Here is a 25,651-nt window from a genome sequence, read left to right on the forward strand (position 1 = left end):
TTGGTGGTGCGGCCATGGCGCAGTTGAACCATGGCATCGGCAGACGCTATTTTAGCCGGCCTTCGGCCGACGGATATTCATGCCAGTGCAGCTTTTCGCGCAGCGTGTGGTAGTAGCTCCAGCCCGCCGGATGCAGGAAGGTGATTGTGTGGGCGGAACGCCTGACGACGATGCGGTCGTGGTGCTGCAGGCTGGTGAAGGCTTGCATGTCGAAGTTGGCGTTGATGTCGCGTCCGCCCATGACTTCGATGACGATGGTGCTGGTGTCCGGCACCACGATCGGCCGGTTCGACAGCGAATGCGGCGCGATCGGCACCAGCACCAGCCCGCCCAGGCTGGGATGCAGCAGCGGGCCGCCGGCCGACAGCGCGTAGGCGGTGGAACCGGTGGGCGTGGAGACGATCAGGCCGTCCGAGCGCTGGTTGTACATGAAGCGGCCGTCCACCTCCACCTTCAGCTCCGCCATGCCGGTGGTGGCGCCGCGCGTCACCACCACGTCGTTGAAGGCCAGCGCCTCGAAGATGGCGGCGCCGTCGCGCACCACGCTGCTTTCCAGCAGGCTGCGGTTTTCGGACTCCAGCTTGCCGGCCAGCATGTCGGCCAGCACCGGGATCATGCCATCCTGCGGGATGTCGGTCATGAAGCCGAGCCGGCCCTGGTTGATGCCGATCAGCGGCACATGGTAAGGCGCGAGCTGGCGCGCGATGCCGAGCATGGTGCCGTCGCCGCCGACGACGATGGCGACGTCGGCATGCAGGCCGATCTCCTGCGGCGTCATGGCGCGCACATTGGCGAACGAGACGTTGCGGGCGGTCTCGGCCTCGAACACCACCTCATGTCCCGAGCGGGTCAGGAAATCGGCGATGTCGGACAGCGACTGCTCGATGCCGGCGGCGCCGTACTTGCCGATGATGGCGACGGTGTGAAACCGGGATGACGAGGTTGGGGTTTGCGAAGGCGACATGCTCCGGATTAGACCATAATTCGTGCATCAATTATCTGGATGCTTGCCAAATATCCATCATGCCTGCCAACAATCCCGCGGTGATCAAGGCCGTTCTGTTCGACCTCGACGATACGCTCTGGCCCATCGTGCCGGTGATCCGGCGCGCCGAAGACGAGATGTTCGCCTGGCTGGAACGGCACGCGCCGGCGGTGACGCGGGAATTCACCATCGACAGCCTGCGCGCGCGGCGCATGGCGCTGATGAAGACCGATCCGGTCTACCAGCTAGACCTGAAGGCGCTGCGCCATGCCGGCCTGACCGAGGCGTTCCGGCACGTGGGCGAAGACCTGGCCAAGGTGGACGCGGCGCTGGAGGTGTTCTCGACGGCCCGCAACCGGGTGGAGCCCTTCGCCGACGTGCTGCCGGTCCTGGCCTCGCTGCGCCGGCGGGTGCTGGTCGGCTCCGTGTCCAACGGCGTGGCGGACCTGGGAGCGATCGGCCTTGCCCATTTTTTCAGCACATCGATTGCGGCATGTCATTTCGGCAGCGCCAAGCCCGATCCGGCCATCTTCCATGCCGCCTGCGAGTCGCTCGGCGTGCTACCGTCGGAAGCGGTGTATGTCGGCGACGATCCCTTGCTCGATGTCAAAGGAGCAAAACAGGCCGGCCTGCATGCGCTCTGGCTGAACCGGCCGGAACTCGGTCCGGCGCGGGAACTGCCGCCGGAAGTGCAGCCGGATGCCATCTGTACAACGTTGTTCGATCTTGAAAATTGGTTGAGCGGACGCATGATTGTGTTGCCGCCCCAGCCGGCTGGTCGCTAGAATGATCCCATGCAACTCGATAAGCGCGCTCAAACCCTCCTGAAGGCCTTGGTCGAACGGTACATCGCCGATGGGCAGCCGGTCGGCTCCCGCGCATTGTCGAAGATCTCCGGCCTCGACGTCTCTCCCGCCACCATCCGCAACATCATGTCGGACCTCGAGGAGATGGGCTTCGTCGCCAGCCCCCACACTTCCGCCGGCCGCGTGCCCACGCCCAAGGGCTACCGTTTCTTCGTCGACACCCTGCTCACCGTGCAGCACATCGACGAAAGCGCGGTGGAATCGAAGCTGCATCCCACGCTGCGCGCTTCGCCGCAGCGCATCATCACCAACGCCGCCCAGGTGCTGTCGTCGCTCTCGCAGTTCGCCGGCGTGGTCATGACGCCCAAGCACGAATCGGTTTTCCAGCAGATCGAATTCCTGCGCCTGTCGGAACGGCGCATCCTGCTGGTGATCGTCGCGCCCAGCGGCGAAGTGCAGAACCGCCTGCTGCTGACCGAGGTGGATTACACCCCGGCGCAGCTGACCCAGGCGGCCAACTACATCAACCAGCATTTCGGCGGACTGCACTTCAACGAGGTGCGGGCGCGCCTGCAGAACGAACTGCGCCAGCTGCGCGACGACATGACCCAGCTGATGCATGCGGCAGTGGAAGCCGGCAGCGACGCCATGGCCGACACGGCCGACGAGGTGGTGATCTCGGGCGAGCGCAACCTGCTGAGCGTGAGCGACCTTTCCTCCAACATGACCTCGCTGCGCAAGCTGTTCGAGATGTTCGAGCAGAAGACCAGCCTGCTGCAGCTGCTGGACGTCTCGAGCAAGGCTTCCGGCGTGCAGATCTTCATCGGCGGCGAATCGCAGCTGGTGCCGATGGACGACATGAGCGTCGTCACCGCGCCCTACGAGGTGAACGGCAGGATCGTCGGCACCCTGGGCGTGATCGGCCCGACGCGCATGGCTTACGAGCGGGTGATCCCGATCGTGGACATCACCGCGAAGCTGCTTTCCAACGCCCTAAGCCATTCCTGAGCGACTCTTCCGAGGTAAGCCGGGCCGGCTCCGGTGTCGTCACCGCTGACGGTGGGGGCAGTCGGTCTTGGTGCAATGGCCGTACAGGGCCAACGCATGTTCTGCGATGCTGAAGCCCCGATCCTGCGCGATCCGCTGCTGGCGCTGCTCGATCTCGGGGTCGAAGAACTCTTCCACGCGGCCGCAGTCCAGGCACACCAGATGGTCGTGGTGCGAGCCCTCGTTCAGCTCGAACACCGCCTTGCCGCTTTCGAAATGATTTCGCTGCAACAGGCCGGCCTGCTCGAACTGGGTCAGCACCCGGTAAACCGTGGCGAGGCCGATGTCCATGTTCTCGCTGAGCAGGATCTTGTAGACATCCTCGGCGCTCAGATGGCGCACATTGCTGTTCTGGAAAATCTCGAGGATCTTGAGCCTGGGCAGGGTGGCTTTCAGTCCGCTGGCCTTCAGCTCGGAGGGATTGTTCGGCATGTTGTTGGTAGGATAGCGAGTATCTGGCTTATCATATAGCGTTTTGGCACTACTGCTCAACGAATTGAGACTTACATGCAAATGCCGTTTTCGAAAGATCGTACACCAGCCTTGGCTAGCCTGCTGTGCCTGGCCCTCGTCGCAGGCGTCGCCGGTTGCGCTTCCAAGAATCCGCTGATGGACGATGCGCCGGCCCAGGCGACCGCGCGTCCGGCTGCGGCACCCTCGATGGCCGCGGACGGCGCCCAGCGCACCGGACCGACAGGCCTGCGCCGCTTCCTCGGCGTGCTCTCGCCCTACCGCGTCGATGTCCAGCAAGGCAACTTCGTGTCGCGCGAAACCGTCGACCAGCTGAAGGAAGGCATGCGCAGCCCCGACGGCGTGACGCGGGAACAGGTCAAGTTCGTGCTCGGCACGCCGCTGCTGGCCGACCCTTTCCACGCCGACCGCTGGGACTACGTGTTCCGCCTGCAGAAGCGCAACGGCGAAGTGCTGACCAGCCATGTCACCGCCCACTTCCAGGGGAACAAGCTGGTGGATATCGACGGCGGCAACCTGCCGACGGAAAAAGAATATCTGGCCATGATTTCCGGCTCGGCGCCGGGCGATACGCCTTCCGTCAGGGCAAAATAAATAAGACAGCCACGCTGCAACAAGAACTCACCGCACCGTTCAAATCATCCATGAAAATCGCAATCGCAGGCGCATCCGGCCGCATGGGCCGCATGCTGATCGAAACCGTGCAACAGGCCGATGACGCCACCCTCGCCGGTGCCCTCGACGTTCCCGCCAGCCCGGCGCTCGGCACCGATGCCGCCGCTTTCCTCGGCAAGCCGGCCGGCGTGGCCATCGAATCCGACCTGGCCAGGGGCCTCGCCCATGCCGAGGTCCTGATCGATTTCACCCGGCCCGAAGGCACGCTGAAGCACCTCGAATACTGCGCCGCCCACGGCATCAAGATGATCATCGGCACCACCGGCTTCGACGAGGCCGGCAAGGCCGCCATCGCCGAGGCGGCGAAAAAGGTGGCCATCGTGTTCGCGCCCAACATGAGCGTCGGCGTCAACGTCACCATGAAGCTGCTGGAGATGGCGGCGAAGAGCTTCTCCCACGGATACGACATCGAGATCATCGAAGCCCACCACCGCCACAAGGTGGACGCCCCCTCGGGCACCGCCCTCAAGATGGGAGAGGTGATCGCCAATGCCATCGGCCGCGACCTGAAGGATGTGGCGGTCTACGCCCGCGAAGGCGTGACCGGCGAGCGCGATCCCTCCTCCATCGGTTTCGCCACCATCCGCGGCGGCGACATCGTCGGCGACCATACCGTGCTGTTCGCCGGCATCGGCGAGCGCATCGAGATCACCCACAAGTCGGCCAGCCGCGTCACCTACGCCCACGGCAGCCTGCGCGCCGCCCGCTTCCTGGCCGACAAGCAGACCGGCCTGTACGACATGCAGGATGTGCTCGGCCTCAAGTAAGCCGGCAGCGGCGATCCGGAGGGTTTGCCGCCCATGAAACCCGTCCGGCTCGGTGCCGCCGTCGCCGCCACCATGGCGCTGCATGCAGCGCTGGTGGCTGCCGTGGTGGCCGGGCTGAACGCCGGCAGCGAGGCGCCCAAGCCGCCGCCGGTAATGACGGTGGAATTGCTGAAGCCGCCGAAGACCGAACCGGAGCCCCTGCCGGCAGCGCCGCCGACGCCGGCTCCTCCCCCGCCACCGCCGCCCGAGAAGAAGCGGCCGGAACCCAAGCGGCCGCCGAAGCCGGCGCCCGCTCCCAAGCCCACCCCGGCGCCGACACCCGTGCCGGCGCCCCAGGTCAAGCCGCCGGAAGTGACCTTCTCGCCCGCGCCGTCGCCGTCGAACACCACCGCCGTGCCGGCGCCCGCTCCGGCCGCGCCGCCGGCGCCACCCGCCCCTCCCGCGCCCCCGCCGCCACCGGCCAGGACCGGCGTCTCCATCCCGGCCAGCTACGCCGCCAGCAACCGCAAGCCGGAGTATCCGGCGATGTCGCGCCGCTACGAGGAACAGGGCACGGTGGTGCTGCAGGTCTTCGTGACCGCCGAGGGCGCCGCCGGCGAGGTCAAGGTGAAGTCGTCCAGCGGCTATCCGCTGCTGGATGAGTCGGCGCAGAAGGCGGTGCAGTCGTGGCGCTTCAACCCCGCCACGGAGGATGGCAAGCCGGTGGGCCAGTGGTATCAGCTATCGGTTCCGTTTAAACTCCAGAATTAACTTTTTACCATCAACACCATGAATCAAACCCTGGGATTCGCGCATTACTGGTCGCAAGGCGACGCCATTTCGCATGCGGTGGCCTACGTGCTGCTGCTGATGTCGGTCGTCAGCTGGTACTACATCTTCTCGAAATCCTGGAGTTCCTGGCGCATCCGCCGCAGCGCCAGCGCGGTCGAAGGATTCTGGAAGGCGCCGACGCTGGGCGATGCGGTCGCCGGCCTCAAGCAGTCGGATGCCGAAAATGTCTACGCGCCGCTGGCCGCCCAGGGCGCCGAGGCGGCCAACATCTCGGCCCAGGGCGGCTCGCTGAATGCGTCCACCGATCCGGGCGAACTGATCACCCGCACCCTGCGCCAGGAAATCAACCGCGTCTCGTCGCGCCTGGAAAGCGGGCTGACGCTCTTGGCCTCGGTCGGCTCCACCGCTCCCTTCGTCGGGCTGTTCGGCACCGTCTGGGGCATCTACCATGCGCTGATCGCGGTTTCCACCGCCGGCACGGTGCAGATCGACAAGGTGGCCGGCCCGGTGGGCGAGGCGCTGATCATGACCGCGCTCGGCCTGGTGGTGGCGATTCCGGCGGTGCTGGCCTACAACGCCTTCACCCGGGTCAACCGCGTCACGCTGGCGGAACTCGATGCCTTCGCCCACGATCTGCATGCTTATCTGACCACCGGCGCCCGCGTCGGCAGCAAGTAAGCCCATCAACAGGAGTTTCCATGGCTTTCGGCGGATTTAACGACGACAAGAAGCAGGCGCCCATGGCGGACATCAACGTCACGCCAATGGTCGACGTGATGCTGGTGCTGCTGGTGATCTTCATCATCACCGCGCCGCTGTTCACCCACGCGATCAAGCTCGACCTGCCGAGCGCCCAGTCGCCGGCGGCGCCGGAAAAGCCGGAGACGGTCTCGGTGTCGATCAACGGCGAAAACAAGATTTTCTGGAACAACGATCCGGTGACGCAGGAGGAACTGGCCGCGCGGCTGGCGGCGGCGGCACGGAAGAAGCCGCAGCCCGACCTGCAGCTGCGCGCCGACAAGTCCACTCGCTACGAAACCATCGCCCAGGTCATGTCGGCTGCCCAGACCAGCGGCATGACCAAGATGGGCTTCGTCACCGACGCCAACGCCGCCCCGGCGAAATAGGAAGCACTATGGCAACAGTCACCCTCGACGGCGCGGCGATCGCCGATTGGCCCGCCTTCCACGCCCAGTGCCGGGACGCCTTCGGCTTTCCCGACTTCTACGGCAACAACATGGATGCCTGGGTCGATTGCCTCAGCTACCTGCGCGACGACGAGGGCATGACCCGCTTCCAGCTCGGGCCGGACGAGCTGCTGCAGATCGAGATCGCCAACGCCGATGCGCTCAGGCGCCAAGCGCCCGACATCCTGCCGACGCTGGAAGACTGCGTCGAGATGATCAACGAGCGCTATGAGGATTACGGCGAGAAGCCGGCATTGGCGCTGACGCTGCGCTGATCCCCGAATTTCCCCTTTCCGCCGGCATTTTCCCGGCATTTTCGGCCTTTCCCGCGCGCATCGCGCCGCCGATGCCGGCGGCCGACCCGGTATAATCACCGGTTCACATTCACTTTTGTCGCTCCCATCCGTCATGCAAGAGAAATACATTCCCGCCGAGGTGGAAAAATCGGCGCAGGCCCACTGGCAAGCCGTCGACGCCTATCGCGCCGTCGAGAACGCGAAGGACAAGGCCGGCAAGGACAAGCCGAAGTTCTACGCCTGTTCCATGCTGCCCTACCCGTCCGGCAAGCTGCACATGGGCCACGTGCGCAACTACACCATCAACGACGTGATGTACCGCTACCTGCGGATGAACGGCTACAACGTGCTGATGCCGATGGGCTGGGACGCCTTCGGCATGCCGGCGGAGAACGCCGCCATGGCCAACGGCGTGCCGCCGGCGCAGTGGACCTACTCCAACATCGAGTACATGAAGACGCAGATGCAGGCCATGGGCCTGGCGATCGACTGGTCGCGCGAGATGACCGCCTGCCGTCCCGAGTATTACAAGTGGAACCAGTGGATGTTCCTGAAGATGCTGGAGAAAGGCATCATCTACAAGAAGACCGGCACGGTGAACTGGGACCCGATCGACCAGACGGTGCTGGCCAACGAGCAGGTGATCGACGGCCGCGGCTGGCGTTCCGGCGCGCTGATCGAGAAGCGCGAGATCCCGATGTACTACGCCCGCATCACCGACTACGCCGAAGAGCTGCTCGACCATGTCGACAACAAGCTGCCCGGCTGGCCGGAGCGGGTGCGCATCATGCAGTCCAACTGGATCGGCAAGTCCACCGGCGTGCGCTTCGCCTTCCCGCATGAGATCCGGAACCATGCCGGCGAGCCGATCAACGACGGCAAGCTGTGGGTGTTCACCACCCGCGCCGACACCATCATGGGCGTGACCTTCTGCGCCGTCGCGCCGGAGCATGCGCTGGCCGCCCACGCCGCGCAGAGCAACCCGCAGCTGGCCGCCTTCATCGCCGAATGCAAGCAGGGCAGCGTGATCGAAGCCGACATGGCGACGATGGAGAAGAAGGGCATGCCCACCGGCCTGTTCGTCACGCATCCGCTGACCGGCGCCCAAGTGGAAGTCTGGGTCGGCAACTATGTGCTGATCACCTACGGCGACGGCGCAGTGATGGGCGTGCCGGCGCACGACGAGCGCGATTTCGCCTTCGCCAAGAAATACGGCCTGCCGATCAGGCAGGTCATCGACGTGGAAGGCAAGGCCTACTCCACCGATGCCTGGCAGGAGTGGTACGCCGACAAGGAGAACGGCCGCTGCATCGCCTCCGGCAAGTACGACGGCCTCAGCTACCAGGCCGCGGTGGATGCGATCGCCGCCGATCTGGCCGCGCAAGGCCTGGGCGAGAAGAAGATCACCTACCGCCTGCGCGACTGGGGCATCTCGCGCCAGCGCTACTGGGGCACGCCGATTCCCATCATCCACTGCGAATCCTGCGGCGACGTGCCGGTGCCGGAGAAGGACCTGCCGGTGGTGCTGCCGGAAGACTGCGTGCCGGACGGCAGCGGCAATCCGCTCAACAAGCATGAAGCCTTCCTCAAGGTGGACTGCCCCTGCTGCGGCAAGCCGGCGCGGCGCGAGACTGACACCATGGACACCTTCGTCGACTCGTCCTGGTACTACATGCGCTACTGCTCCCCGGGCAGCAGCGACGCCATGGTCGATGCGCGCAACGATTACTGGATGCCGATGGACCAGTACATCGGCGGCATCGAGCATGCGGTGCTGCACCTGCTGTATGCCCGCTTCTGGACCAAGGTGATGCGCGACTTCGGCCTGGTGAAGTTCGACGAGCCCTTCGTCAACCTGCTGACCCAGGGCATGGTGCTCAACGAGACCTACTACCGCGAGGACGAGGCCGGCAAGAAAACATGGTTCAACCCGGCCGACGTCGAGCTCACCTTCGACGACAAGGGCCGGCCGGTTTCCGCGGTGCTGAAGACCGACGGCAAGCCGGTGATGATCGGCGGCACCGAGAAGATGTCGAAGTCGAAGAACAACGGCATCGACCCGCAGGCCCAGATCGACCAGTACGGCGCCGACACCGCCCGCCTGTTCACCATGTTCGCCTCGCCGCCCGAGCAAACCCTGGAATGGTCGGGCGCCGGCGTCGAGGGCGCCAACCGCTTCCTGCGCCGCGTCTGGACCTATGCCCAGGCGCAGTCGGCGAAGGTGGCCGGCGCCGGCGCGACCAATGCCGCCGAGCTGTCCGAATCGCACAAGACGCTGCGCCGCGAGATCCACAAGATCTTGCAGCAGGCGGACCATGACTTCAAGCGCATCCAGTACAACACCGTGGTGTCGGCCTGCATGAAGATGCTCAACACCCTGGAAGGCGCGAAGCTGGACGAGTCCGCCGCCTCCGCCGCGGTGATCACCGAAGGTTTGTCCATCTTCCTGCGCGTGCTGTATCCGGTGGCGCCGCACATCACCCATGTGCTGTGGCAGGAGCTCGGCTACGCCGCGCAGTTCGGCGACATCCTCGACGCGCCCTGGCCGCAGGTCGATGCCGGCGCGCTGGAGCAGGCCGAGATCGAGCTGATGGTGCAGGTCAACGGCAAGCTGCGCGGCAGCGTCAAGGTGCCGAAGGAAGCCGACAAGGCGGCCATCGAAGCTGCCGCGCTGGCCAACGAGAATGTGCAGAAGTTCGTCACCGGCGCGCCGAAGAAGGTCATCATCGTGCCGGGCAAGCTGGTCAACATCGTCGCCTGAGGCGACGGCTCATGAGGAAAGCGAAGGAAAGCGCATGCGCCTGAAAATCCTGCTGCCGCTCCTGCTTGCCGCCAGCATCGTGCTGTCGGCCTGCGGCTTCCACCTGCGCGGTTCCGACGGCAAGGCGGCACTGCCCTTCCAGACGGTGTTCGTCAACATGCCGCCGAACGCGCCGCTCGGCGTCGAATTGCGGCGCTACCTCCGGGCCGGCGGCACCCAGGTGGTGACGGACCCGAAGCAGGCGCAGGCGATATTCGAAGTGGTGTCGGAACGCCGCGACCAGAGCGCGCCGCTGCTCAACACCCAGGGCCGCATCCGTGAATACACGCTGTTCTACCGCCTGCGTTTCCGCGTGCGCGACAACGCCGGCAAGGAACTGCTGGCGCCGGTGGAACTGGTGCAGAAGCGCGACATCACCTTCAACGAAAACCAGGTGCTGGCCAAGGAAAAGGAAGACGAACTCCTGTTCCGCGAAATGCAGGGGGATGCGGTGCAGCAGATCCTGCGCCGCATGGCAGCGATCCCGAAGCCCGACGCTTCGTAAGACGACACGGGAAAGCCGGAATGCAGCTCAAGCTCGACGCCCTCGACGGCCATCTCGCCAAGACGCTGGCGCCGCTGTACGTCATCAGCAGCGACGAGCACCTGCTGGCGCTGGAGGCGGCCGACCGCATCCGCCGCACGGCGCGCGGGCAGGGCTTTTCCGAGCGCGAGGTGCTGGTGGTGGAGCGCGGCTTCAAGTGGGGACAACTGCTGGCGGCGAACCAGTCGCAGTCGCTGTTCGGCGAGCGCAAGCTGATCGAGCTGCGCATTCCGACCGGCAAGCCGGGCAAGGATGGCGGCCAGGCGCTGCAGGACTATGCGCGCGGCCTGAGTCCGGACAACGTCACCCTGATCACCCTGCCCAAGCTGGACTGGCAGACCGCCAAGTCGGCCTGGGTGGGCGCGCTGCAGCAGGCGGCGGTCTACATCGAGATTCCGCTGGTGGAGCGGGCGCAGCTGCCGGGCTGGATCGGCGCTCGCCTCGCCGCCCAGCAGCAGAGCGCCGACCGCGCCGGCCTGGACTTCATCGCCGAACGGGTGGAAGGCAACCTGCTGGCGGCGCACCAGGAAATCCAGAAGCTCGGCCTGCTCTATCCGAGCGGCAAGCTGAGCGCCGAGCAGATTCAGGACGCGGTGCTGAACGTCGCCCGCTACGACGTCTTCAAGCTCAGCGAGGCCCTTCTGGCCGGCGATGCCAGGCGCCTGGTGCGCATGCTGGAGGGCTTGAAGGGTGAAGGCGAGGCCCTGCCGCTGGTGCTGTGGGCGGTGGCGGAGGAAATCCGCACCCTGCTCAAGCTGAAGTCCGGCATGGCGCTCGGCCGGCCGGTGGGCGCGCTGCTGAAGGAATACCGCATCTGGGGTCCGCGCGAGCGACTGATGGAACCGGCGCTGCGCCGGCTCAGCCTGCCGCGCCTGCAGGCGGCGCTGCAGGAAGCGGCCCAGATCGATAAGATGGTGAAGGGGCTGCGGGCGAAGCAGTTCGCCGGCGACCCCTGGGATGCGCTGCTCCAGCTCGGGCTGAAGCTCGCCGCATGAGCGCCCTGCCCCAACAGATTTCGACACACGGACATACCATGGACATCAAGCATTACATGAACGACGTCGGCCAGCGCGCCCGCAAGGCATCGCGCGCCATGGCCAAGGCCGATACCGCCGCCAAGAACCGCGCGCTGGCGCTGATCGCCGCCGCCATCCGCCGCGACGCCGAGGCGCTGCGCGCCGCCAACCGGCAGGACCTCGACGCCGCCCGCGCCAACGGCCTGGCGCCGGCCATGCTCGACCGGCTGACGCTGTCCGACAAGGCGATCGCCACCATGGCCGAGGGCCTGGAGCAGATCGCCTCCCTGCCCGATCCCATCGGCGAGATCTCCAACATGAAGTACCGCCCGACCGGCATCCAGGTCGGCCAGATGCGGGTGCCGCTGGGCGTGATCGGCATCATCTACGAGGCGCGCCCGAACGTGACGGTGGACGCCGCCGGCCTGTGCATCAAGAGCGGCAACGCCACCATCCTGCGCGGCGGCTCCGAAGCCATCCACTGCAACCAGGCGCTGGCCAAGCTGGTGAAGGAAGGCCTGGCCGGCGCCGGACTGCCGGCCGACGCGGTGCAGATCGTGGAGACCACCGACCGCGCCGCCGTCGGCGAGCTGATCACCATGCCGCAGTTCGTGGACGTAATCGTGCCGCGCGGCGGCAAGGGCCTGATCGAGCGCCTGATGAAGGAATCCAAGGTGCCAATGATCAAGCACCTCGACGGCATCTGCCATGTCTACATCGACGACAAGGCCGACATCGAGAAGGCGCTGCGCGTGGCCTTCAACGCCAAGTGCCACCGCTACGGCACCTGCAACACCATGGAAACCCTGCTGGTGGCGCGCGGCATCGCCGCCGAGGTGCTGCCGAAGCTGGCCGACCTCTACGCCGGCAAGGAAGTGGAACTGCGCGCCGACGACGAGGCGCGCGCCATCCTGGCCGGCTATCCGCACCTGGCGGCGGCCACCGAGGAAGACTGGCGCACCGAGTACCTCGCCGCCATCCTGGCGGTGAAGCTGGTCGCCGGCGTGGAAGAGGCGATCGAGCACATCAATACCTACTCCTCGCAGCACACCGACTCCATCATCACCGAGGACTACAGCCGCGCCATGCGCTTCCTGCGCGAGGTGGACTCGGCCTCGGTGATGGTGAACGCCTCCACCCGCTTCGCCGACGGCTTCGAATACGGCCTCGGGGCGGAGATCGGGATCTCCAACGACAAGCTGCATGCGCGCGGGCCGGTGGGACTGGAGGGGCTGACGTCGCTGAAGTATGTGGTGTTCGGGCATGGGGAGGTGAGGGAGTGAGGTGGGCCGAGGCTGTTACCTCCTAGCCTCCCTTCCCCTGTCTTTACTCCTCCCCCTTCAAGGGGGAGGCCGGGAGGGGGATGGGTTTCTTCCGCATTTAACGGATGTTCTTTAAGCGCCACAGAAACCCATCCCCACCCTAACCCTCCCCTTGAAGGGGAGGGGATTGGGTAGTCAGGTCCTGAACCTCACCCACGGTTGCGCTTGCAAGCGCAACCGGCTTCGCAGGCGCGGAGCGGTGCTCCGCGAAACCCCTGCTAGGCCCCTAACCTTCCCCTTGAAGGGGGGACTGGGTAGTCAGGTCCTGAGCCTCACCCACGGTTGCGCTTGCAAGCGCAACCGGCTTCGCAGGCGCGGAGCGGTGCTCCGCGAAACTCCTGCTACGCCCCTAACCCTCCCCTTGAAGGGGGGACTGGGTAGTCAGGTCCTGAGCCTCACCCACGGTTGCGCTTGCAAGCGCAACCGGCTTCGCAGGCGCGGAGCGGTGCTCCGCGAAACCCCTGCTACGCCCCTCTCCTTGAAAGGGAGGGTCTTTCTCTATGAGTTTTGGCTGCTCAGCCTCATCGACGGCCACTTCTGCCGCCGCGAACAACACTTACAGAAGACTACAGAAGACAATTCCCTGCGAACCCCACCATGCTCTGGATAAAATCCCTCCACATCATCTTCATCGCGTCCTGGTTCGCCGGCCTGTTTTACCTGCCGCGCATCTTCGTCAACCTGGCGATGGAAACCGACGCCACCGCCACCGCCCGCCTGCTGCTCATGGCGCGCAAGCTGTACCGTTTCATGACCATCCTGGCAGTGCCGGCGCTCGTCTTCGGCCTCTGGCTGTGGCTGGGATACGGCATCGGCAAGGGGCCGGGCAATTACTGGCTGCATGCGAAGCTCGCCATCGTGGTGCTGCTGATCGGCTACCATCATGCCTGCGGCAGCCTGCTGCGCAAGTTCGAGCAAGGCCGCAACCGGCGCAGCCACACCTGGTACCGATTCTTCAACGAAGCGCCGGTGCTGGCCTTGTTCGCCGTTGTCATCCTGGTCGTCGTCAAGCCGTTCTGAAACCCATTCACGGAGCCCGCCATGGCAAAAACCTGCGACTACTTTTTTACTCCCCAATCGCCCTGGGCCTATCTCGGCCATGAACGCTTCGCCGCGCTGGCGAAGCAATACGGCGTGCAGATCAGCATCAAGCCCTGCGACATGGGCAAGGTCTTCAGCGTCTCCGGCGGCTTGCCGCTGGCCAAGCGCGCGCCGCAGCGCCAGGCTTACCGGCTGGTTGAACTGAAGCGCTGGAGCGAACACCTCGGCATGCCGCTCAACCTGCAGCCGAAGTTCTTCCCGGTGTCGGGCGATGCGGCGGCCAAGCTCATCATCGCTGCCCGCATTGCTCATGGCACCGAGGCCGCGATGCGCCTCACCGGCGCCATCATGCGCGCCGTCTGGGCAGAGGAAAAGAACATCGCCGATGCCGGCTGCCTGGCCGGCCTGGCAACCGATGCCGGCCTCGACGGCAAAGTCTTGCTGCAAAGCGCCGACACCGCCGCCGTGCAGCAGGAATACGACCGCAATACCGATGAGGCGATTGCCGCCAATGTCTTCGGCGCGCCCTGGTATGTGGTCGGCGGCGAAGGTTTCTGGGGCCAGGACCGGCTGGATTTCGTCGAGCGCGCTTTCGGCAAGCTCTAACGCCGCGCCGGCGACAGGCCGGCACTCGCCGCCGCAAGGGCGGTCTGAATCACATCAATCACTCAGTTTCACCACGGACAAAGGGTTCCCCATCATGTCGCATTCATTCTTCCTTCCCTGCCCGCGCGGTCTCGAAGCCGCGCTGGCGGAGGAGATCGCCGAGATCGCCCAGCGCAGCCGCAGCCTCAGCCTCAAGGTGCACAACCAGGTGCCGGGCGGCGTGCACTGCTCCGGCACCCTGGCCGATGCCTACCGACTCAATCTGCATTCCCGCATCGCCTCGCGCGTGCTGCTGCGCATCGCCCAGTCGAGCTATGTCAACGAGAACGATATCTACGACCTCACCCTGGCGCAGCCGTGGGAAGAGTGGTTCACGGTGGACCAGACCATCCGCGTCGACATCACCGCCATCAAGTCGCCGCTGAAGAGCCTGGAATTCACCACGCTGAAGATCAAGGACGCCGTCTGCGACCGGTTCCGCGACCTGATGTCCAAGCGGCCCTCGGTGAACACCCGCGCGCCGGACATGCGCATCGTCGGCTTCCTCGATGCGCGCAATTACACCCTCTACCTCGACACCTCCGGCGAGGCGCTGTTCAAGCGCGGCTGGCGCCAGGAAACCGGCGACGCGCCGCTGCGGGAAAACCTGGCCGCCGGCCTGCTGCGGGTTTCCGGCTGGCAGCCGGGCACGGTGCTGTTCGATCCGATGTGCGGCTCCGGCACCATCCTGATCGAGGCGGCGCAGATCCTGGCCGGCATCCCGCCGGGCGCGCGGCGCAGCTTCGCCTTCGAGAAGTTCCTCGGCTTCAAGAGCGCGGAGTGGCTGGCGATCAAGGGCGACTTCAAGCCCAATCCGCTGCCGGCGGCGCCGACGCTGTTCGGCAGCGACATCTCGGGCGACATGATCGTCATGACCCGCAACAACCTGCGCCATGCCGGCATTCCCTTCGAAGTGCCGCTGAAGCAGATCGAGGCGCAGGAAGTGAAGCCGCCGGCGGAGACGCCCGGCGTCCTGCTGACCAACCCGCCTTATGGCGAGCGCATCGGCGTGCGCGGCGACAGCACCGTCGAGCACGACGAGATGGCGACCGCCTTCTTCAGCGCCTTCGGCACCACGCTCAAGCAGCGCTTCGCCGGATGGAAGGTCTTCCTGTTCACCGCCGACCTCGGCCTGCCGAAGCTGCTGCGGCTCAAGGAAGCGCGCAAGACGCCCTTCTTCAACGGCGCGCTGGAGTGCCGCCTGTTCCGCTTCGACATGGTGGCCGGCTTCAACCGGCGCGAGGCGGCCCTGCCCAAGGGCGAGTCGCCGGCCGCGCCGCAATGACGCGGCACAGGTGATCGCCGGCTTGTCCGGCCAGAACTAAAGCCCGGCTCCCGCCTCTGACTTGTTGGCTTTCCAAGGCAAGGACGACGATGAGGACTTTCCACTGCGACAAATGCGGCCAGCAGGTGTTCTTCGAGAACACCCGCTGCGAGAACTGCGGCGGCATGCTCGGGTACCAACCCGAGCATCGCGCCATCAGCACCTTCGAGCCGGTAGAGGGCGGGCTCTGGCGCAGTTTGAATCAGGCCAACGAGGGCATGCTCTACAAGCAGTGCCGCAATTATGCGGAGCAAGACGTCTGCAACTGGATGCTGGGCGCGCAAGAACACAGCGAGCTGTGCGCCTCCTGCCAGCTGACCCATGTGATCCCCGCCCTCACCTCGCCCAAGAACCATCTCTTCTGGCAGCGCCTGGAAGCCGCCAAGCGCCGCCTGCTCTACTCGCTCTGGGACCTGCAGCTCCAGCCCACGCCGAAGGCTGACGATCCCCAGCAGGGCCTGGCCTTCGAATTCCTGGAAGACCTGCCGAACGGACCGCGGGTGCTGACCGGCCACGCCAACGGCGTGATCACCCTCAACATCGCCGAGGCCGATCCCGCCACCCGGGAACGGGTGCGGGAACAGATGCACGAGCCTTACCGCACCCTGCTCGGCCATTTCCGCCACGAGAGCGGCCACTACTATTTCGATCGCCTGATCACCGGCACGCCGTGGGAAGAAAAATTCCGCGCGCTGTTTGGCGACGAGCGGCAGGACTACGCCGAAAGCCTGAATCGCCATTACGAACAGGGCCCGCCGGCCGACTGGGCGCTGAATTACATCAGCGCCTACGCCACCATGCATCCCTGGGAAGACTGGGCTGAAACCTGGGCGCATTTCCTGCACATGTTCGATACCCTGGACACCGCCTTCGCCTGCGGCATGATGCTCAAGCCGCGCAAGCCGCAGGAACCGGAGATGGCGATCACCACCCCGCCCACCCGCAACACCGCCTTCGACGACATGCTCTCCGACTGGTTTGCGCTGTCCTATGTGCTCAACAGCCTGAACCGCAGCGTCGGCATGCCGGACCCGTATCCCTTCACCCTGTCGACGCCCGTCATCGACAAGCTGCGCTTCGTGCATGAGGTGGTGTTCGCCTACAAACAAGCGGCGGTGGCATAAAAAAAGCGCCCGGTAGCGGGCGCCTTGCTTTCAGATAGGGTCTGCCAATGCATCAGCCGATGTGCTTGAAGGCGGCGGCGGTGCGCGCCACCCGCTCGCCGAAAGCGCGGGCGGATGCCAGGTCGCCGGGCAGCGGGCCTTCCTCCGGCGAGGAGTCGGACGGGCTCTGCGCCATCAGGCCGGTGGAGAAGCCGAGCCAGTTGGCGTCGTTGCGCTGCGCCGCCTTGGTATTGGACGGCAGCACGCCGGGGCCGACCCAGATCATGCCGTGCTGCATGGCCAGGGTGAACAGATAGTTCAGGGTGCCGGCCTTGTCGCCGTTGATCGAGGCGGAGTTGGTGAAGCCGGCGGCGATCTTGTCCTTCCAGGCCTGGGCGAACCAGGGCTTGGAGCTGGCATCGGCGAACTTCTTGAACTGCCACGACGGCCCGCCCATGTAGGTGGGCGTGCCGAAGACGACGGCGTCGGCGGCCTGCAGCGCAGCCCAGGCCTGTTCGGCGATGTTGCCGTCGGCGTCGATGGCGATCAGTTCCGGCTGGGCGTCGGCGTCGAGCACGCCTGCCTGCACGGCTTCGGCCTGCTTCTTGGTATGGCCGTAGCCGGAGTGGTAAACGATGGCGATCTTCTTCATGTTCTTTCCTTCCAAAAAATCCGGGTAAAGCGATGCCCTGCCCGCCGGGCGGGCATCGCGCGTCTTGATAACAGCCAGGGTGGTTAAACCAGGTCGAACAGCAGCACTTCCGCCTGCTCGCCGTCGCTGATTTCGATGCGGGCTTCCTGCACCGCCTTCAGCGCGTCGCCTTCCTTCAGTACCACGCCGTTGACCGTGACCTTGCCGCGCGCCACATGCACATAGGCGCGGCGGCCTTCGGCCAGCTCGAACGCGGCCTTCTCGTCGCCGTCGAACAGGCCCACATGCACCCGAGCATCCTGATGGATGGTGACCGACCCATCGCTGCCGTCCGGGCTGGCGATCAGCCGCAGGCGGCCGCGCTTGTCTTCCGTCGAGAAATTCTTCTCTTCGTAGCTCGGCGGGATGCCGACGACGTTCGGCTCGATCCAGATCTGCAGCAGGTGGGTCTTGCCTTCGCGCTCATGGTTGTACTCCGAGTGCATGACGCCGGTGCCGGCGCTCATGCGCTGCACGTCGCCCGGCTTGATGACGCTGCCGTTGCCCATGCTGTCCTGGTGGGCGAGGCGGCCCTCCAGCACGTAGCTGATGATTTCCATGTTGCGGTGGCCGTGCATGCCGAAGCCGCGGCCGGCCTCGATCCAGTCGTCGTTGATCACGCGCAGCGGGCCGAAACCCATGTGCTGCGGGTCGTAGTATTCGGCAAACGAAAAGCTGAAATGCGAGTCCAGCCAGCCGTGGTTGACATGTCCCCGTTCCTCGCTGCGACGTAGTTCGATCATTTTCTTGTCCTTTCGTGCAAATTGTTTGCGCATGTCTGGTGTGACGTGTACTACTATAAGGACGACGAAGCATAATAAAAAGATCAGTTTTCAGTACGATTCATTCAAATTTTTTGAAGACATGACCCTGACCCTGGAAGCCCTGCGCATCCTCGACGCCATCGATCGCCGGCGCAGCTTCGCCGGCGCCGCCGCCGAACTCGACAAAGTGCCGTCGGCGCTGACCTATACCGTGCGCAAGCTGGAGGATGAGCTGGACGTGCTGCTGTTCGACCGGCGCGGCCATCGCGCCAGGCTCACACCCGCCGGCGAGGAGTTGCTCAGCGAGGGCCGCAACCTGCTGCGCGCCGCCGACGAACTGGAACGCCGCGTCAAGCGCGCCGCCAGCGGCTGCGAGGTGGAGCTGCGCATCGTGCTCGACAGCATGATTCCATTCGAATGCCTGTTGCCGCTGCTGGCGGAGTTCGACGCAGCTGGCTACGGCACCCGGCTGCGCTTCTCGCAGGAAGTGCTGTCCGGCGTGTGGGAAGCCCTGCTGACCGGCCGCGCCGACCTCGCCATCGGCGCCGCCCACGACGGCCCGGAGGCGGTGCGCATGAGCGGCGGCTTCCGCACCCGGAACCTGACGCCGATCGAATGGGTGTTCGCGGTGGCGCCCGGGCATCCCCTGGCGGCGGAAACGGAACCGCTGCCGGCCAGCCTGATCCAGCAGCACCGGGCGGTGGCGGTGGGCGATACCAGCCGCACCCTGCCGCTGATGAATGCCGGCCTCCTGAGCGGCCAGGACACGCTGACGGTGCCCTCGGTGCAGGCGAAGCTGGCGGCGCAGCTCGCCGGCCTCGGCTGCGGCCACCTGCCGCGCCGCCTCGCCCAGCCCTACCTCGCCGATGGCCGCCTGGTGGCCAAGGCGACGGTGGAAACCCGCGGCGTCAGCCAGCGCCAGATCGCCTGGCGCGCCGATGCGCGCGGCAAGTCGTTGAAATGGTTCCTGAACCGGCTGGGCGATGCCCATCTTCAGGAAGCGATGCTGGGAGGATGAGGCGATGAGCGCATACGTCGGCCGCTTCGCGCCCTCGCCTACCGGGCCGCTGCACCAGGGTTCGCTGGTCGCCGCCCTCGCCAGCCATCTCGACGCCCGCGCCCATGGCGGACGCTGGCTGGTGCGCATCGAGGACATCGACGAGGCGCGCGCCCTGCCCGGCGCAGCGGAGGATATCCTGCGCACGCTGGCGGCGTTCGGCATGCAGGCCGACGGCGAAGTGGTCTGGCAGAGCCGGCGCAAGCCGCTCTACGAAGCGGCCTTCGCCCGGCTCGGCAGCCATGCCTATCCCTGCGGCTGCACCCGGCGCGAGATTGCGGACTCGCGCCTCGGCGTGGCGTCGGACGGCGCCGCCATCTATCCCGGCACCTGCCGCCATGGCCTGGCGCCCGGCAAGGCGGCGCGGGCCTGGCGCCTGCGGGTGCCCGACCCGGGCAGCGACCGCATCTGCTTCGACGACCGCTGGCTCGGCGAGATATGCCAGGACCTGGCGAGCGAGGTCGGCGACTTCGTGCTCAGGCGGGCCGACGGCTTCTGGGCTTATCAGCTGGCGGTCGTGGTGGATGACGACGACCAGGGCGTGACCCATGTGGTGCGCGGAGCGGATTTGCTGGAGTCGACGCCGCGGCAGATTTACCTGCAGCGGATGCTCGGCTTGGCGCAGCCATCCTACCTGCATGTGCCGGTGGTGACGAATGCGGCCGGGGAGAAATTGTCGAAGCAGACCGGCGCGCTGGCGCTGGATGTCGGGCGGCCGCTGGACGGATTGATGGCGGCGGCGCGGTTTCTGGGGTTGGGAGTGGAGGCGGGCTCGGTGGAGGCGTTTTGGGAGCGGGCGGTGGCGGGATGGAAAAGGAGGATTACGCTTCCATAAAGGATTTCCTCACCTTTCAAGGGGAAGGCTAGGAGGGGGATGGGTTTCTTCTGCGACTTGAGAACGTCCTTTAATCGCTACAGAAACCCATCCCCACCCTGCCCCTCCCCTTGAAGGGGAGGGAACTGGTAGTCAGACCCTTAACCTATGCATGCTCAAACCGCATTCTCTCACCGCTTCCCCAACCCCCCCAGCAGCGCAGCCACCTTCGGCTTCTTCGCCGTCGGCGCCGCACGCTCTTCCTCCTCGCGCCTGTCGGCATCGGAAGGCTCCTGCGGTTCGTAGGGCTTGAGGAACCAGGGGTCGATCTTTTCCCGGCGCGGCGCGCCGTAGCCGCCACGGTCGCTGCGGGCGGGACGCGAAGACACGGCGCCCTCTTCCCGGCGCGGGCGGCGCTCCCGCTCCACCTCGCGCACCGGATTGAAGCCTTCCAGCTCCAGCGGCGGCAGGGTGCGCTTGATCAGCTTCTGGATATCGGCCAGGAAGCGCGCGTCCTTGTCGGTGTAGAGGGAAATGGCATCGCCGCTGGCGCCGGCGCGGCCGGTGCGGCCGATGCGGTGCACGTAATCCTCGGCGTTGTACGGCAGGTCGAAATTGATCACGCAGGGCAGCTCGGCGATGTCCAGGCCGCGCGCCGCGACGTCGGTCGCCACCAGCACTTCGATGCCGCCCTGCTTGAAGGCGTCCAGCGCCGCCATGCGCTCCAGCTGGCTCTTGTCGCCGTGGATGGCGGACGCCTTGATGCCTTCCTTCTCCAGGTGCCGCGCCAGGCGCGAGGCGCCGATCTTGGTGTTGGAGAACACGATCACCTGCTTCAGCCCGCGCGAACGCACCAGGTGGCTCACGGCATCGGGCTTGGCATCCTCGTCCACCTTGTACAGCACCTGGGTGACGTTGTCGGCGGTGGCGTTGCTGCGCGCCACTTCGATGGTGGTCGGGTTCTGCAGGAAGGTATTGGCCAGCTTCTTGATTTCCGGGGAGAAGGTTGCGGAGAACATCAGGCTCTGGCGCTTCTGCGGCAGCAGGTTGATGATGCGCTGCAGGTCCGGCAGGAAGCCCATGTCGAGCATGCGGTCGGCCTCGTCCAGCACCAGGATCTGGGTCTGGGCCAGGCTGACCGTCTTCTGCTGAACATGGTCGAGCAGGCGGCCCGGGGTGGCGATCAGGATCTCCACGCCGTTGCGCAGGGCGGTGGTCTGCGGCGCCATGTCGACGCCGCCGAACACCACCGTCGAGCGCAGCGGCGTATGGCGGGAATAGGCGGCGACGTTGTCGGCGACCTGGTCGGCCAGCTCGCGCGTCGGCGTCAGGATCAGCGCCCGCACGGGATGCCGCGCCGGCGAGGCGCTGGTGTTGGCATGCTGCAGCAGCTGCTGGATGATGGGCAGCGAAAAGCCGGCGGTCTTGCCGGTGCCGGTCTGGGCCGCGCCCATCACGTCCCGGCCCTGCAGCACGATCGGGATCGCCGCCGCCTGGATCGGGGTCGGGTGGATATAGCCCTGATCGGTCAGCGCCTGCAGGATGGCGGGCGCCAGGCCGAAATCGTCGAAGCGCACTGCGGTGGAAGGTTTCTGCTCGGTTGCTAACTGGGTGTCGGACATGGTCTCTTTGAATCGCCGCCGCGACGGCATTGCCTTGCTACATGAAAGGATCAGGACCGATGGCGGCAATGGCCGATGGAGGCCATGCCCGCGCTGCGCCGGCCGGGGCCGGGAAGCGCCGCGGTCCTGCCCCAGCGCTTCGGATAACCTTTCATTATACGCCTGCGAAAAATACCTGCTTGACACAAGTCGATCAGGCTAGCCTTGTTCCGGCGCAAACGCTTCTTGAGACCGTGGCAAGCAAGAAAAATTGCATGCCGGACGAATAATTCTCTGCTTCGCAGGCAGTCGCTATCATTACGTCAACGAAACCCATGACAGGCCCCCTCATGCGCATACTGCTGGCGGAAGACGACCCCATGATCGGCGAAGGCGTGCGCACCTTCCTGCGCCAGGATGGCCATGCGGTGGACTGGGTGCGCGACGGCGCGGCCGCCGATGCGGCGCTCGCCACCGAGCATTTCGACCTGCTGCTGCTCGACCTCGGCCTGCCGCGCAGGGACGGCATCGAGGTGCTGCGCGCGCTGCGCGGGCGCGGCGCCGGCCTGCTGGTGATCGTGCTCACCGCCCGCGACGCGGTGGAGCAGCGGGTGCAGGGCCTCGATGCCGGCGCCGACGATTACCTGGTGAAGCCCTTCGACCTGGAGGAACTGGCGGCGCGCATCCGCTCCGCCCTGCGCCGCAGCGGCGGGAATGCGGCGCCGGAGATCGCGCTGCATGGCGTACGGATTCATCCCGCCACGCGCGAGGTCAGCCGCGACGGCAAGCCGGTGACGCTGTCGGCCCGCGAGTATGCGCTGGTGGAGGCGCTGGCGCAGCGTCCCGGCGCCATCCTATCGCGCGCCCAGCTGGAGGAGCGGCTGTACGGCTGGGGCGAGGAGGTGGAAAGCAATGCCGTCGAGGTCCACATCCACGGCATACGCCGCAAGCTCGGGACCGACTTCATCCAGAACGTGCGCGGCGTCGGCTGGTTCATCCCCAAGCCGGGGAAACCATGATGCAGTCGCTGCGCGCCCGCCTCTCCCTCTTCCTGCTGCTGTCCACCGTCGCGGCGGCGCTGGCCATCGGCCTGCTCACCTATCGCCAGACCCTGCAGCAGGCGGAAGACCTGTTCGACTATCAGCTGCGCCAGACCGCGCTGTCCCTGCGCGACCAGGGCGTGGCCGCCGGCCTGCCGCCCGGCTTCAACGGCGAGCAGGGCGAAGTGGTGGTGCAGATCTGGACCGCCAACGGCGCGGTGCTCTACCTGTCTCATCCCGGCAGCGCCTTGCCCGACCGGGCCACGCTCGGCTTCAGCGATGTCGATGCCGGCGGCCGCCGCTGGCGCGTCTACAGCTTCCTCTCCGGCGATAGGGTGATCCAGGTGGCGCAGCCGCGCGAGCTGCGGCGCGACCTGGCGGCGGCGGCCGCCTGGCGCAGCCTGCGGCCCTTGCTCCTGCTCGGGCCGCTGCTGGCGCTGCTGATCGGATGGCAGGTGACGCTGGCGCTGCGGCCGCTGCAGCGCCTGGCGCGGGAAGTGAAGCAGCGTGATGCCGGCAGCCTGGAGCCGGTGGCCGCTGCCGGCCTGCCGAGCGAGATCGCCCCGGTGGCGCAGGCGCTGAATGCGCTACTGTGGCGCCTGAAGGACGCCTTCGCCGCCCAGCGCGCCTTCATGGCCGACGCCGCCCATGAGCTGCGCTCGCCGCTCACGGCGCTGCGGGTGCAGCTGCAATTGCTGGAGCGGGCGCCGGACGAGTCGGCGCGGCGCGGCGCCCTGGCCCAGCTGCACCTCGGCGTGGAGCGCGCCGGCCGGCTGATCGAACAGCTGCTGCTGGCGGCGCGCAGCGAGGCCGACAGCACGCCGGCCATGGCGCCGGTGGACCTGGCGGAGCTGACGCGCCGGGTGATGGCGGAGGCCTTTCCGCTGGCGCAGCAGCGCCGCATCGGCCTCGATCTGGAGGCGCCCGACAGTCTGGTGCTGACCGGCGACCCGGAAGGCTTGCGGGCGGTGGTGCGCAATCTGTTCGACAACGCGCTGCGCTACACCCCGGAGGGCGGCGAGGTGCGCGGCCGGCTCGGCCAGGACGAAACGGGCGTGACGCTGGCGGTGGAAGACTCCGGCCCCGGCATTCCCGAAGAAGAAAGGGACAAGGTGTTCCAGCGCTTCTACCGCGGCCAGAGCGCCGCGCCGGGCGGCAGCGGCCTCGGCCTGTCCATCGTGCGCAGCATTGCCGAACGCCATCATGCCGATGTGCGCCTGGGCCGCTCCGCACTGGGCGGGCTGAAGGCGGAAGTGCGATTTCCCCTCGAATCGGCCGCCGCCGCGCCGGACTCCGCCACCGCCAGCCTGCCTTAAGTCTTCCTTAAGTCTTCCCTCCTAGACTGCCAAGCATACCGATTCGCTTGCTCTCGAAAGGAAAGCCATGAAGATCAAATCCATTCCCCTGGCGCTGGCTGCCGCCGGCATCATCATCGGCGCCGGCAGCGCCGGCGCGGCCGGCTGGAAGCCGTCGGACTGGTTCCAGGCCAAGACCGCCCTCGCCTCGCCCGCGCCCCAGGCGGCCGCACAGCCGGCTGCGACTGACGCGATCGCGCCGATGAGCGCGCCGAACTACCGGGCCATCGTGCAGCGCTTCGGTCCGGCGGTGGTCGGCATCAATACCGAGGGCCATGTGAAGGCGGCGCGGCGCCTGCCCGATGCCGATGACGACGATCCCTTCTCCCAGTTCTTCGGCATGCCGGCGCCGCGCGGACGCGGCCCGCAGGCCGAGGTGCCGGTGATGGGCCAGGGCTCCGGCTTCATCATCGACGGCAGCGGCCTGATCCTGACCAATGCCCATGTGGTGGCGGATGCCGACGAGGTGACGGTGAAGCTGAGCGACCGGCGCGAATTCAAGGCCAAGGTGCTGGGCAGCGACAGGCAGACCGACGTCGCGGTGCTGAAGATCAATGCCGACAACCTGCCGGTGGTGCGCCTCGGCGATCCGCGCCAGCTGCAGGTCGGCGACTATGTGCTGGCCATCGGCTCGCCGTTCGGCTTCGAGCAGAGCGCCACCTCCGGCATCGTCAGCGCCAAGGGACGCTCCCTGCCGGGCGACGCCTACGTGCCCTTCATCCAGACCGACGTCGCCGTCAATCCCGGCAACTCGGGCGGCCCGCTGTTCGACGCCGCCGGCAACGTGGTCGGCATCAACTCGCAGATCTACAGCCGTACCGGCGGTTACATGGGCGTGTCCTTCTCCATTCCGATCGACGTCGCGCTCAAGGTGAAGGACCAGATCGTCTCCACCGGCAAGGTCCGCCATGCCCGCCTCGGCGTGACGGTGCAGGACGTGAACCAGCCGCTGGCCGATTCCTTCAAGCTGAGCCAGCCGGGCGGCGCCCTGGTGTCCAGCGTATCCCCCGGCAGCGCCGCCGCCAAGGCCGGCCTGCAGCCGGGCGACGTGGTGCTGAAGTTCAATGACCGGCCGATCGACCGCTCCGGCGACCTGTCGGCCCTGGTCGGGATGTCGGCGCCGGGCGACAAGGCGCGGCTGGAAGTCTGGCGCGGCGGCAAGAACGTCGAGCTGAACGCGACCCTGGCCGGCGCCAGCGACCAGGTAGCCGCCGCCGACAACCAGGATGGCGCCGCGCCCCAGGGCCGGCTCGGCGTGGCGGTGCGGCCGCTGACGCCGGAGGAAGGCCGCCAGGCCAAGCTCGCTTCCGGCCTAGTGATCGAGCAGGCCAGCGGCCCAGCGGCGCGCGCCGGCCTGGCGGCGGGCGACATCATCGTCTCCGTCAACGGCGCGCCGGTGAACAACCCGGGCGAGCTGCAGCGCATGGTGGCGAAGGAGAAGCAGCTGGCGGTGCTGGTGCAGCGCGGCGATGCGCGCATCTTCGTGCCGGTGCGGCTCGGATAAGATCAGCCTTCGACCGAATGAGGCC

Annotated in this window: 26 protein-coding genes; 21 read left to right on the top strand and 5 right to left on the bottom strand. The window is 66.5% G+C overall.

Going from position 1 to position 25,651, the window contains the following annotated elements; all coding sequences use genetic code 11:
- Window positions 1-46: 46 nt before the first annotated feature.
- Window positions 47-964 (bottom strand): NAD kinase, encoded by a 918-nt coding sequence (locus CHB88_RS05925; RefSeq protein WP_089398347.1) that lies wholly within the window; start codon window positions 962-964, stop codon window positions 47-49.
- A gap of 59 nt (window positions 965-1,023) precedes the next feature.
- Here CHB88_RS05925 and CHB88_RS05930 point away from each other — a divergent pair, with 59 nt between their 5' ends.
- Together CHB88_RS05930 and hrcA are read left to right on the top strand one after the other, a co-directional pair.
- Window positions 1,024-1,770 carry an HAD family hydrolase gene (locus tag CHB88_RS05930; RefSeq protein WP_089398348.1) on the top strand — a complete coding sequence of 249 codons (747 nt, stop codon included), beginning with the start codon at window positions 1,024-1,026 and terminating at the stop codon, window positions 1,768-1,770.
- A gap of 9 nt (window positions 1,771-1,779) precedes the next feature.
- Window positions 1,780-2,799: a heat-inducible transcriptional repressor HrcA gene (gene hrcA, locus CHB88_RS05935; RefSeq protein ID WP_089398349.1), complete on the top strand. Its 1,020-nt coding sequence runs from the start codon at window positions 1,780-1,782 to the stop codon at window positions 2,797-2,799.
- Window positions 2,800-2,838: 39 nt separating this feature from the next.
- Here the strand turns inward: hrcA and fur are convergent, their stop codons facing one another.
- Entirely contained in the window at window positions 2,839-3,270 is a 432-nt protein-coding gene (gene fur / locus CHB88_RS05940) for a ferric iron uptake transcriptional regulator (protein ID WP_089398350.1), read from the bottom strand.
- Window positions 3,271-3,345: 75 nt separating this feature from the next.
- Here fur and CHB88_RS05945 point away from each other — a divergent pair, with 75 nt between their 5' ends.
- The 14 genes from CHB88_RS05945 (at window position 3,346) to CHB88_RS06010 (ending at window position 16,821) form a co-directional block, all read left to right on the top strand.
- Window positions 3,346-3,903, top strand: a complete 558-nt coding sequence (locus CHB88_RS05945; RefSeq protein WP_245844761.1) for an outer membrane protein assembly factor BamE — start codon at window positions 3,346-3,348, stop codon at window positions 3,901-3,903.
- Between the two features lie 50 nt (window positions 3,904-3,953).
- Entirely contained in the window at window positions 3,954-4,751 is a 798-nt protein-coding gene (gene dapB, locus CHB88_RS05950; RefSeq protein WP_089398351.1) for a 4-hydroxy-tetrahydrodipicolinate reductase, read from the top strand.
- 33 nt (window positions 4,752-4,784) lie between these two features.
- Complete coding sequence (locus tag CHB88_RS05955; RefSeq protein WP_143131136.1) at window positions 4,785-5,501, top strand: energy transducer TonB; 717 nt, start codon at window positions 4,785-4,787, stop codon at window positions 5,499-5,501.
- Between the two features lie 18 nt (window positions 5,502-5,519).
- Entirely contained in the window at window positions 5,520-6,200 is a 681-nt protein-coding gene (locus CHB88_RS05960) for a MotA/TolQ/ExbB proton channel family protein (RefSeq protein WP_089398353.1), read from the top strand.
- 20 nt (window positions 6,201-6,220) lie between these two features.
- Window positions 6,221-6,649 (top strand): ExbD/TolR family protein, encoded by a 429-nt coding sequence (locus CHB88_RS05965; RefSeq protein ID WP_089398354.1) that lies wholly within the window; start codon window positions 6,221-6,223, stop codon window positions 6,647-6,649.
- Between the two features lie 8 nt (window positions 6,650-6,657).
- A complete protein-coding gene (locus CHB88_RS05970) occupies window positions 6,658-6,984 on the top strand; it encodes a barstar family protein (RefSeq protein WP_089398355.1) in 327 nt (108 codons plus the stop codon).
- A gap of 133 nt (window positions 6,985-7,117) precedes the next feature.
- On the top strand, window positions 7,118-9,766 hold the full coding sequence (gene leuS, locus CHB88_RS05975; RefSeq protein ID WP_089398356.1) for a leucine--tRNA ligase: 2,649 nt from the start codon (window positions 7,118-7,120) through the stop codon (window positions 9,764-9,766).
- Between the two features lie 34 nt (window positions 9,767-9,800).
- Window positions 9,801-10,310, top strand: a complete 510-nt coding sequence (locus tag CHB88_RS05980; RefSeq protein WP_089398357.1) for an LPS-assembly lipoprotein LptE — start codon at window positions 9,801-9,803, stop codon at window positions 10,308-10,310.
- Between the two features lie 20 nt (window positions 10,311-10,330).
- Window positions 10,331-11,344, top strand: coding sequence for a DNA polymerase III subunit delta (gene holA / locus CHB88_RS05985; protein ID WP_089398358.1), 1,014 nt, complete (start codon window positions 10,331-10,333; stop codon window positions 11,342-11,344).
- A gap of 38 nt (window positions 11,345-11,382) precedes the next feature.
- Entirely contained in the window at window positions 11,383-12,648 is a 1,266-nt protein-coding gene (locus CHB88_RS05990) for a glutamate-5-semialdehyde dehydrogenase (protein WP_089398519.1), read from the top strand.
- Between the two features lie 636 nt (window positions 12,649-13,284).
- Window positions 13,285-13,707, top strand: a complete 423-nt coding sequence (locus CHB88_RS05995) for a CopD family protein (RefSeq protein WP_089398359.1) — start codon at window positions 13,285-13,287, stop codon at window positions 13,705-13,707.
- A 21-nt stretch (window positions 13,708-13,728) separates the two neighbouring features.
- Window positions 13,729-14,334, top strand: a complete 606-nt coding sequence (locus CHB88_RS06000) for a 2-hydroxychromene-2-carboxylate isomerase (RefSeq protein ID WP_089398360.1) — start codon at window positions 13,729-13,731, stop codon at window positions 14,332-14,334.
- Window positions 14,335-14,428: 94 nt separating this feature from the next.
- Window positions 14,429-15,658 (top strand): THUMP domain-containing class I SAM-dependent RNA methyltransferase, encoded by a 1,230-nt coding sequence (locus CHB88_RS06005; protein WP_089398361.1) that lies wholly within the window; start codon window positions 14,429-14,431, stop codon window positions 15,656-15,658.
- 89 nt (window positions 15,659-15,747) lie between these two features.
- Window positions 15,748-16,821 (top strand): zinc-binding metallopeptidase family protein, encoded by a 1,074-nt coding sequence (locus CHB88_RS06010; protein ID WP_089398362.1) that lies wholly within the window; start codon window positions 15,748-15,750, stop codon window positions 16,819-16,821.
- 52 nt (window positions 16,822-16,873) lie between these two features.
- Here the strand turns inward: CHB88_RS06010 and CHB88_RS06015 are convergent, their stop codons facing one another.
- Complete coding sequence (locus CHB88_RS06015; RefSeq protein ID WP_089398363.1) at window positions 16,874-17,452, bottom strand: flavodoxin family protein; 579 nt, start codon at window positions 17,450-17,452, stop codon at window positions 16,874-16,876.
- An 83-nt stretch (window positions 17,453-17,535) separates the two neighbouring features.
- Window positions 17,536-18,234, bottom strand: a complete 699-nt coding sequence (locus CHB88_RS06020; RefSeq protein WP_089398364.1) for a pirin family protein — start codon at window positions 18,232-18,234, stop codon at window positions 17,536-17,538.
- A gap of 121 nt (window positions 18,235-18,355) precedes the next feature.
- Between CHB88_RS06020 and CHB88_RS06025 the strand changes: the two genes are divergently transcribed.
- Complete coding sequence (locus tag CHB88_RS06025; RefSeq protein ID WP_089398365.1) at window positions 18,356-19,273, top strand: LysR family transcriptional regulator; 918 nt, start codon at window positions 18,356-18,358, stop codon at window positions 19,271-19,273.
- Between the two features lie 4 nt (window positions 19,274-19,277).
- Window positions 19,278-20,147 (top strand): tRNA glutamyl-Q(34) synthetase GluQRS, encoded by an 870-nt coding sequence (gene gluQRS / locus CHB88_RS06030; RefSeq protein ID WP_089398366.1) that lies wholly within the window; start codon window positions 19,278-19,280, stop codon window positions 20,145-20,147.
- 170 nt (window positions 20,148-20,317) lie between these two features.
- On the opposite strand, the gene CHB88_RS06035 is transcribed toward gluQRS, so the two are convergent.
- Complete coding sequence (locus CHB88_RS06035; RefSeq protein WP_089398367.1) at window positions 20,318-21,748, bottom strand: DEAD/DEAH box helicase; 1,431 nt, start codon at window positions 21,746-21,748, stop codon at window positions 20,318-20,320.
- Between the two features lie 329 nt (window positions 21,749-22,077).
- Between CHB88_RS06035 and CHB88_RS06040 the strand changes: the two genes are divergently transcribed.
- From CHB88_RS06040 to CHB88_RS06050, 3 genes are all read left to right on the top strand, one after another.
- The gene (locus CHB88_RS06040; RefSeq protein ID WP_089398368.1) at window positions 22,078-22,746 is read left to right on the top strand and encodes a response regulator transcription factor; all 669 of its coding nucleotides are present in this window, start codon (window positions 22,078-22,080) and stop codon (window positions 22,744-22,746) included.
- The gene (locus CHB88_RS06045; protein ID WP_245844763.1) at window positions 22,743-24,083 is read left to right on the top strand and encodes an ATP-binding protein; all 1,341 of its coding nucleotides are present in this window, start codon (window positions 22,743-22,745) and stop codon (window positions 24,081-24,083) included. The genes CHB88_RS06040 and CHB88_RS06045 overlap by 4 nt, the downstream gene beginning before the upstream one ends.
- Before the next feature lie 67 nt (window positions 24,084-24,150).
- On the top strand, window positions 24,151-25,626 hold the full coding sequence (locus CHB88_RS06050; protein WP_089398370.1) for a DegQ family serine endoprotease: 1,476 nt from the start codon (window positions 24,151-24,153) through the stop codon (window positions 25,624-25,626).
- Window positions 25,627-25,651 lie beyond the last annotated feature (25 nt).

It is taken from the genome of Noviherbaspirillum humi (genome assembly GCF_900188095.1).
Classification (GTDB): domain Bacteria; phylum Pseudomonadota; class Gammaproteobacteria; order Burkholderiales; family Burkholderiaceae_D; genus Noviherbaspirillum; species Noviherbaspirillum humi.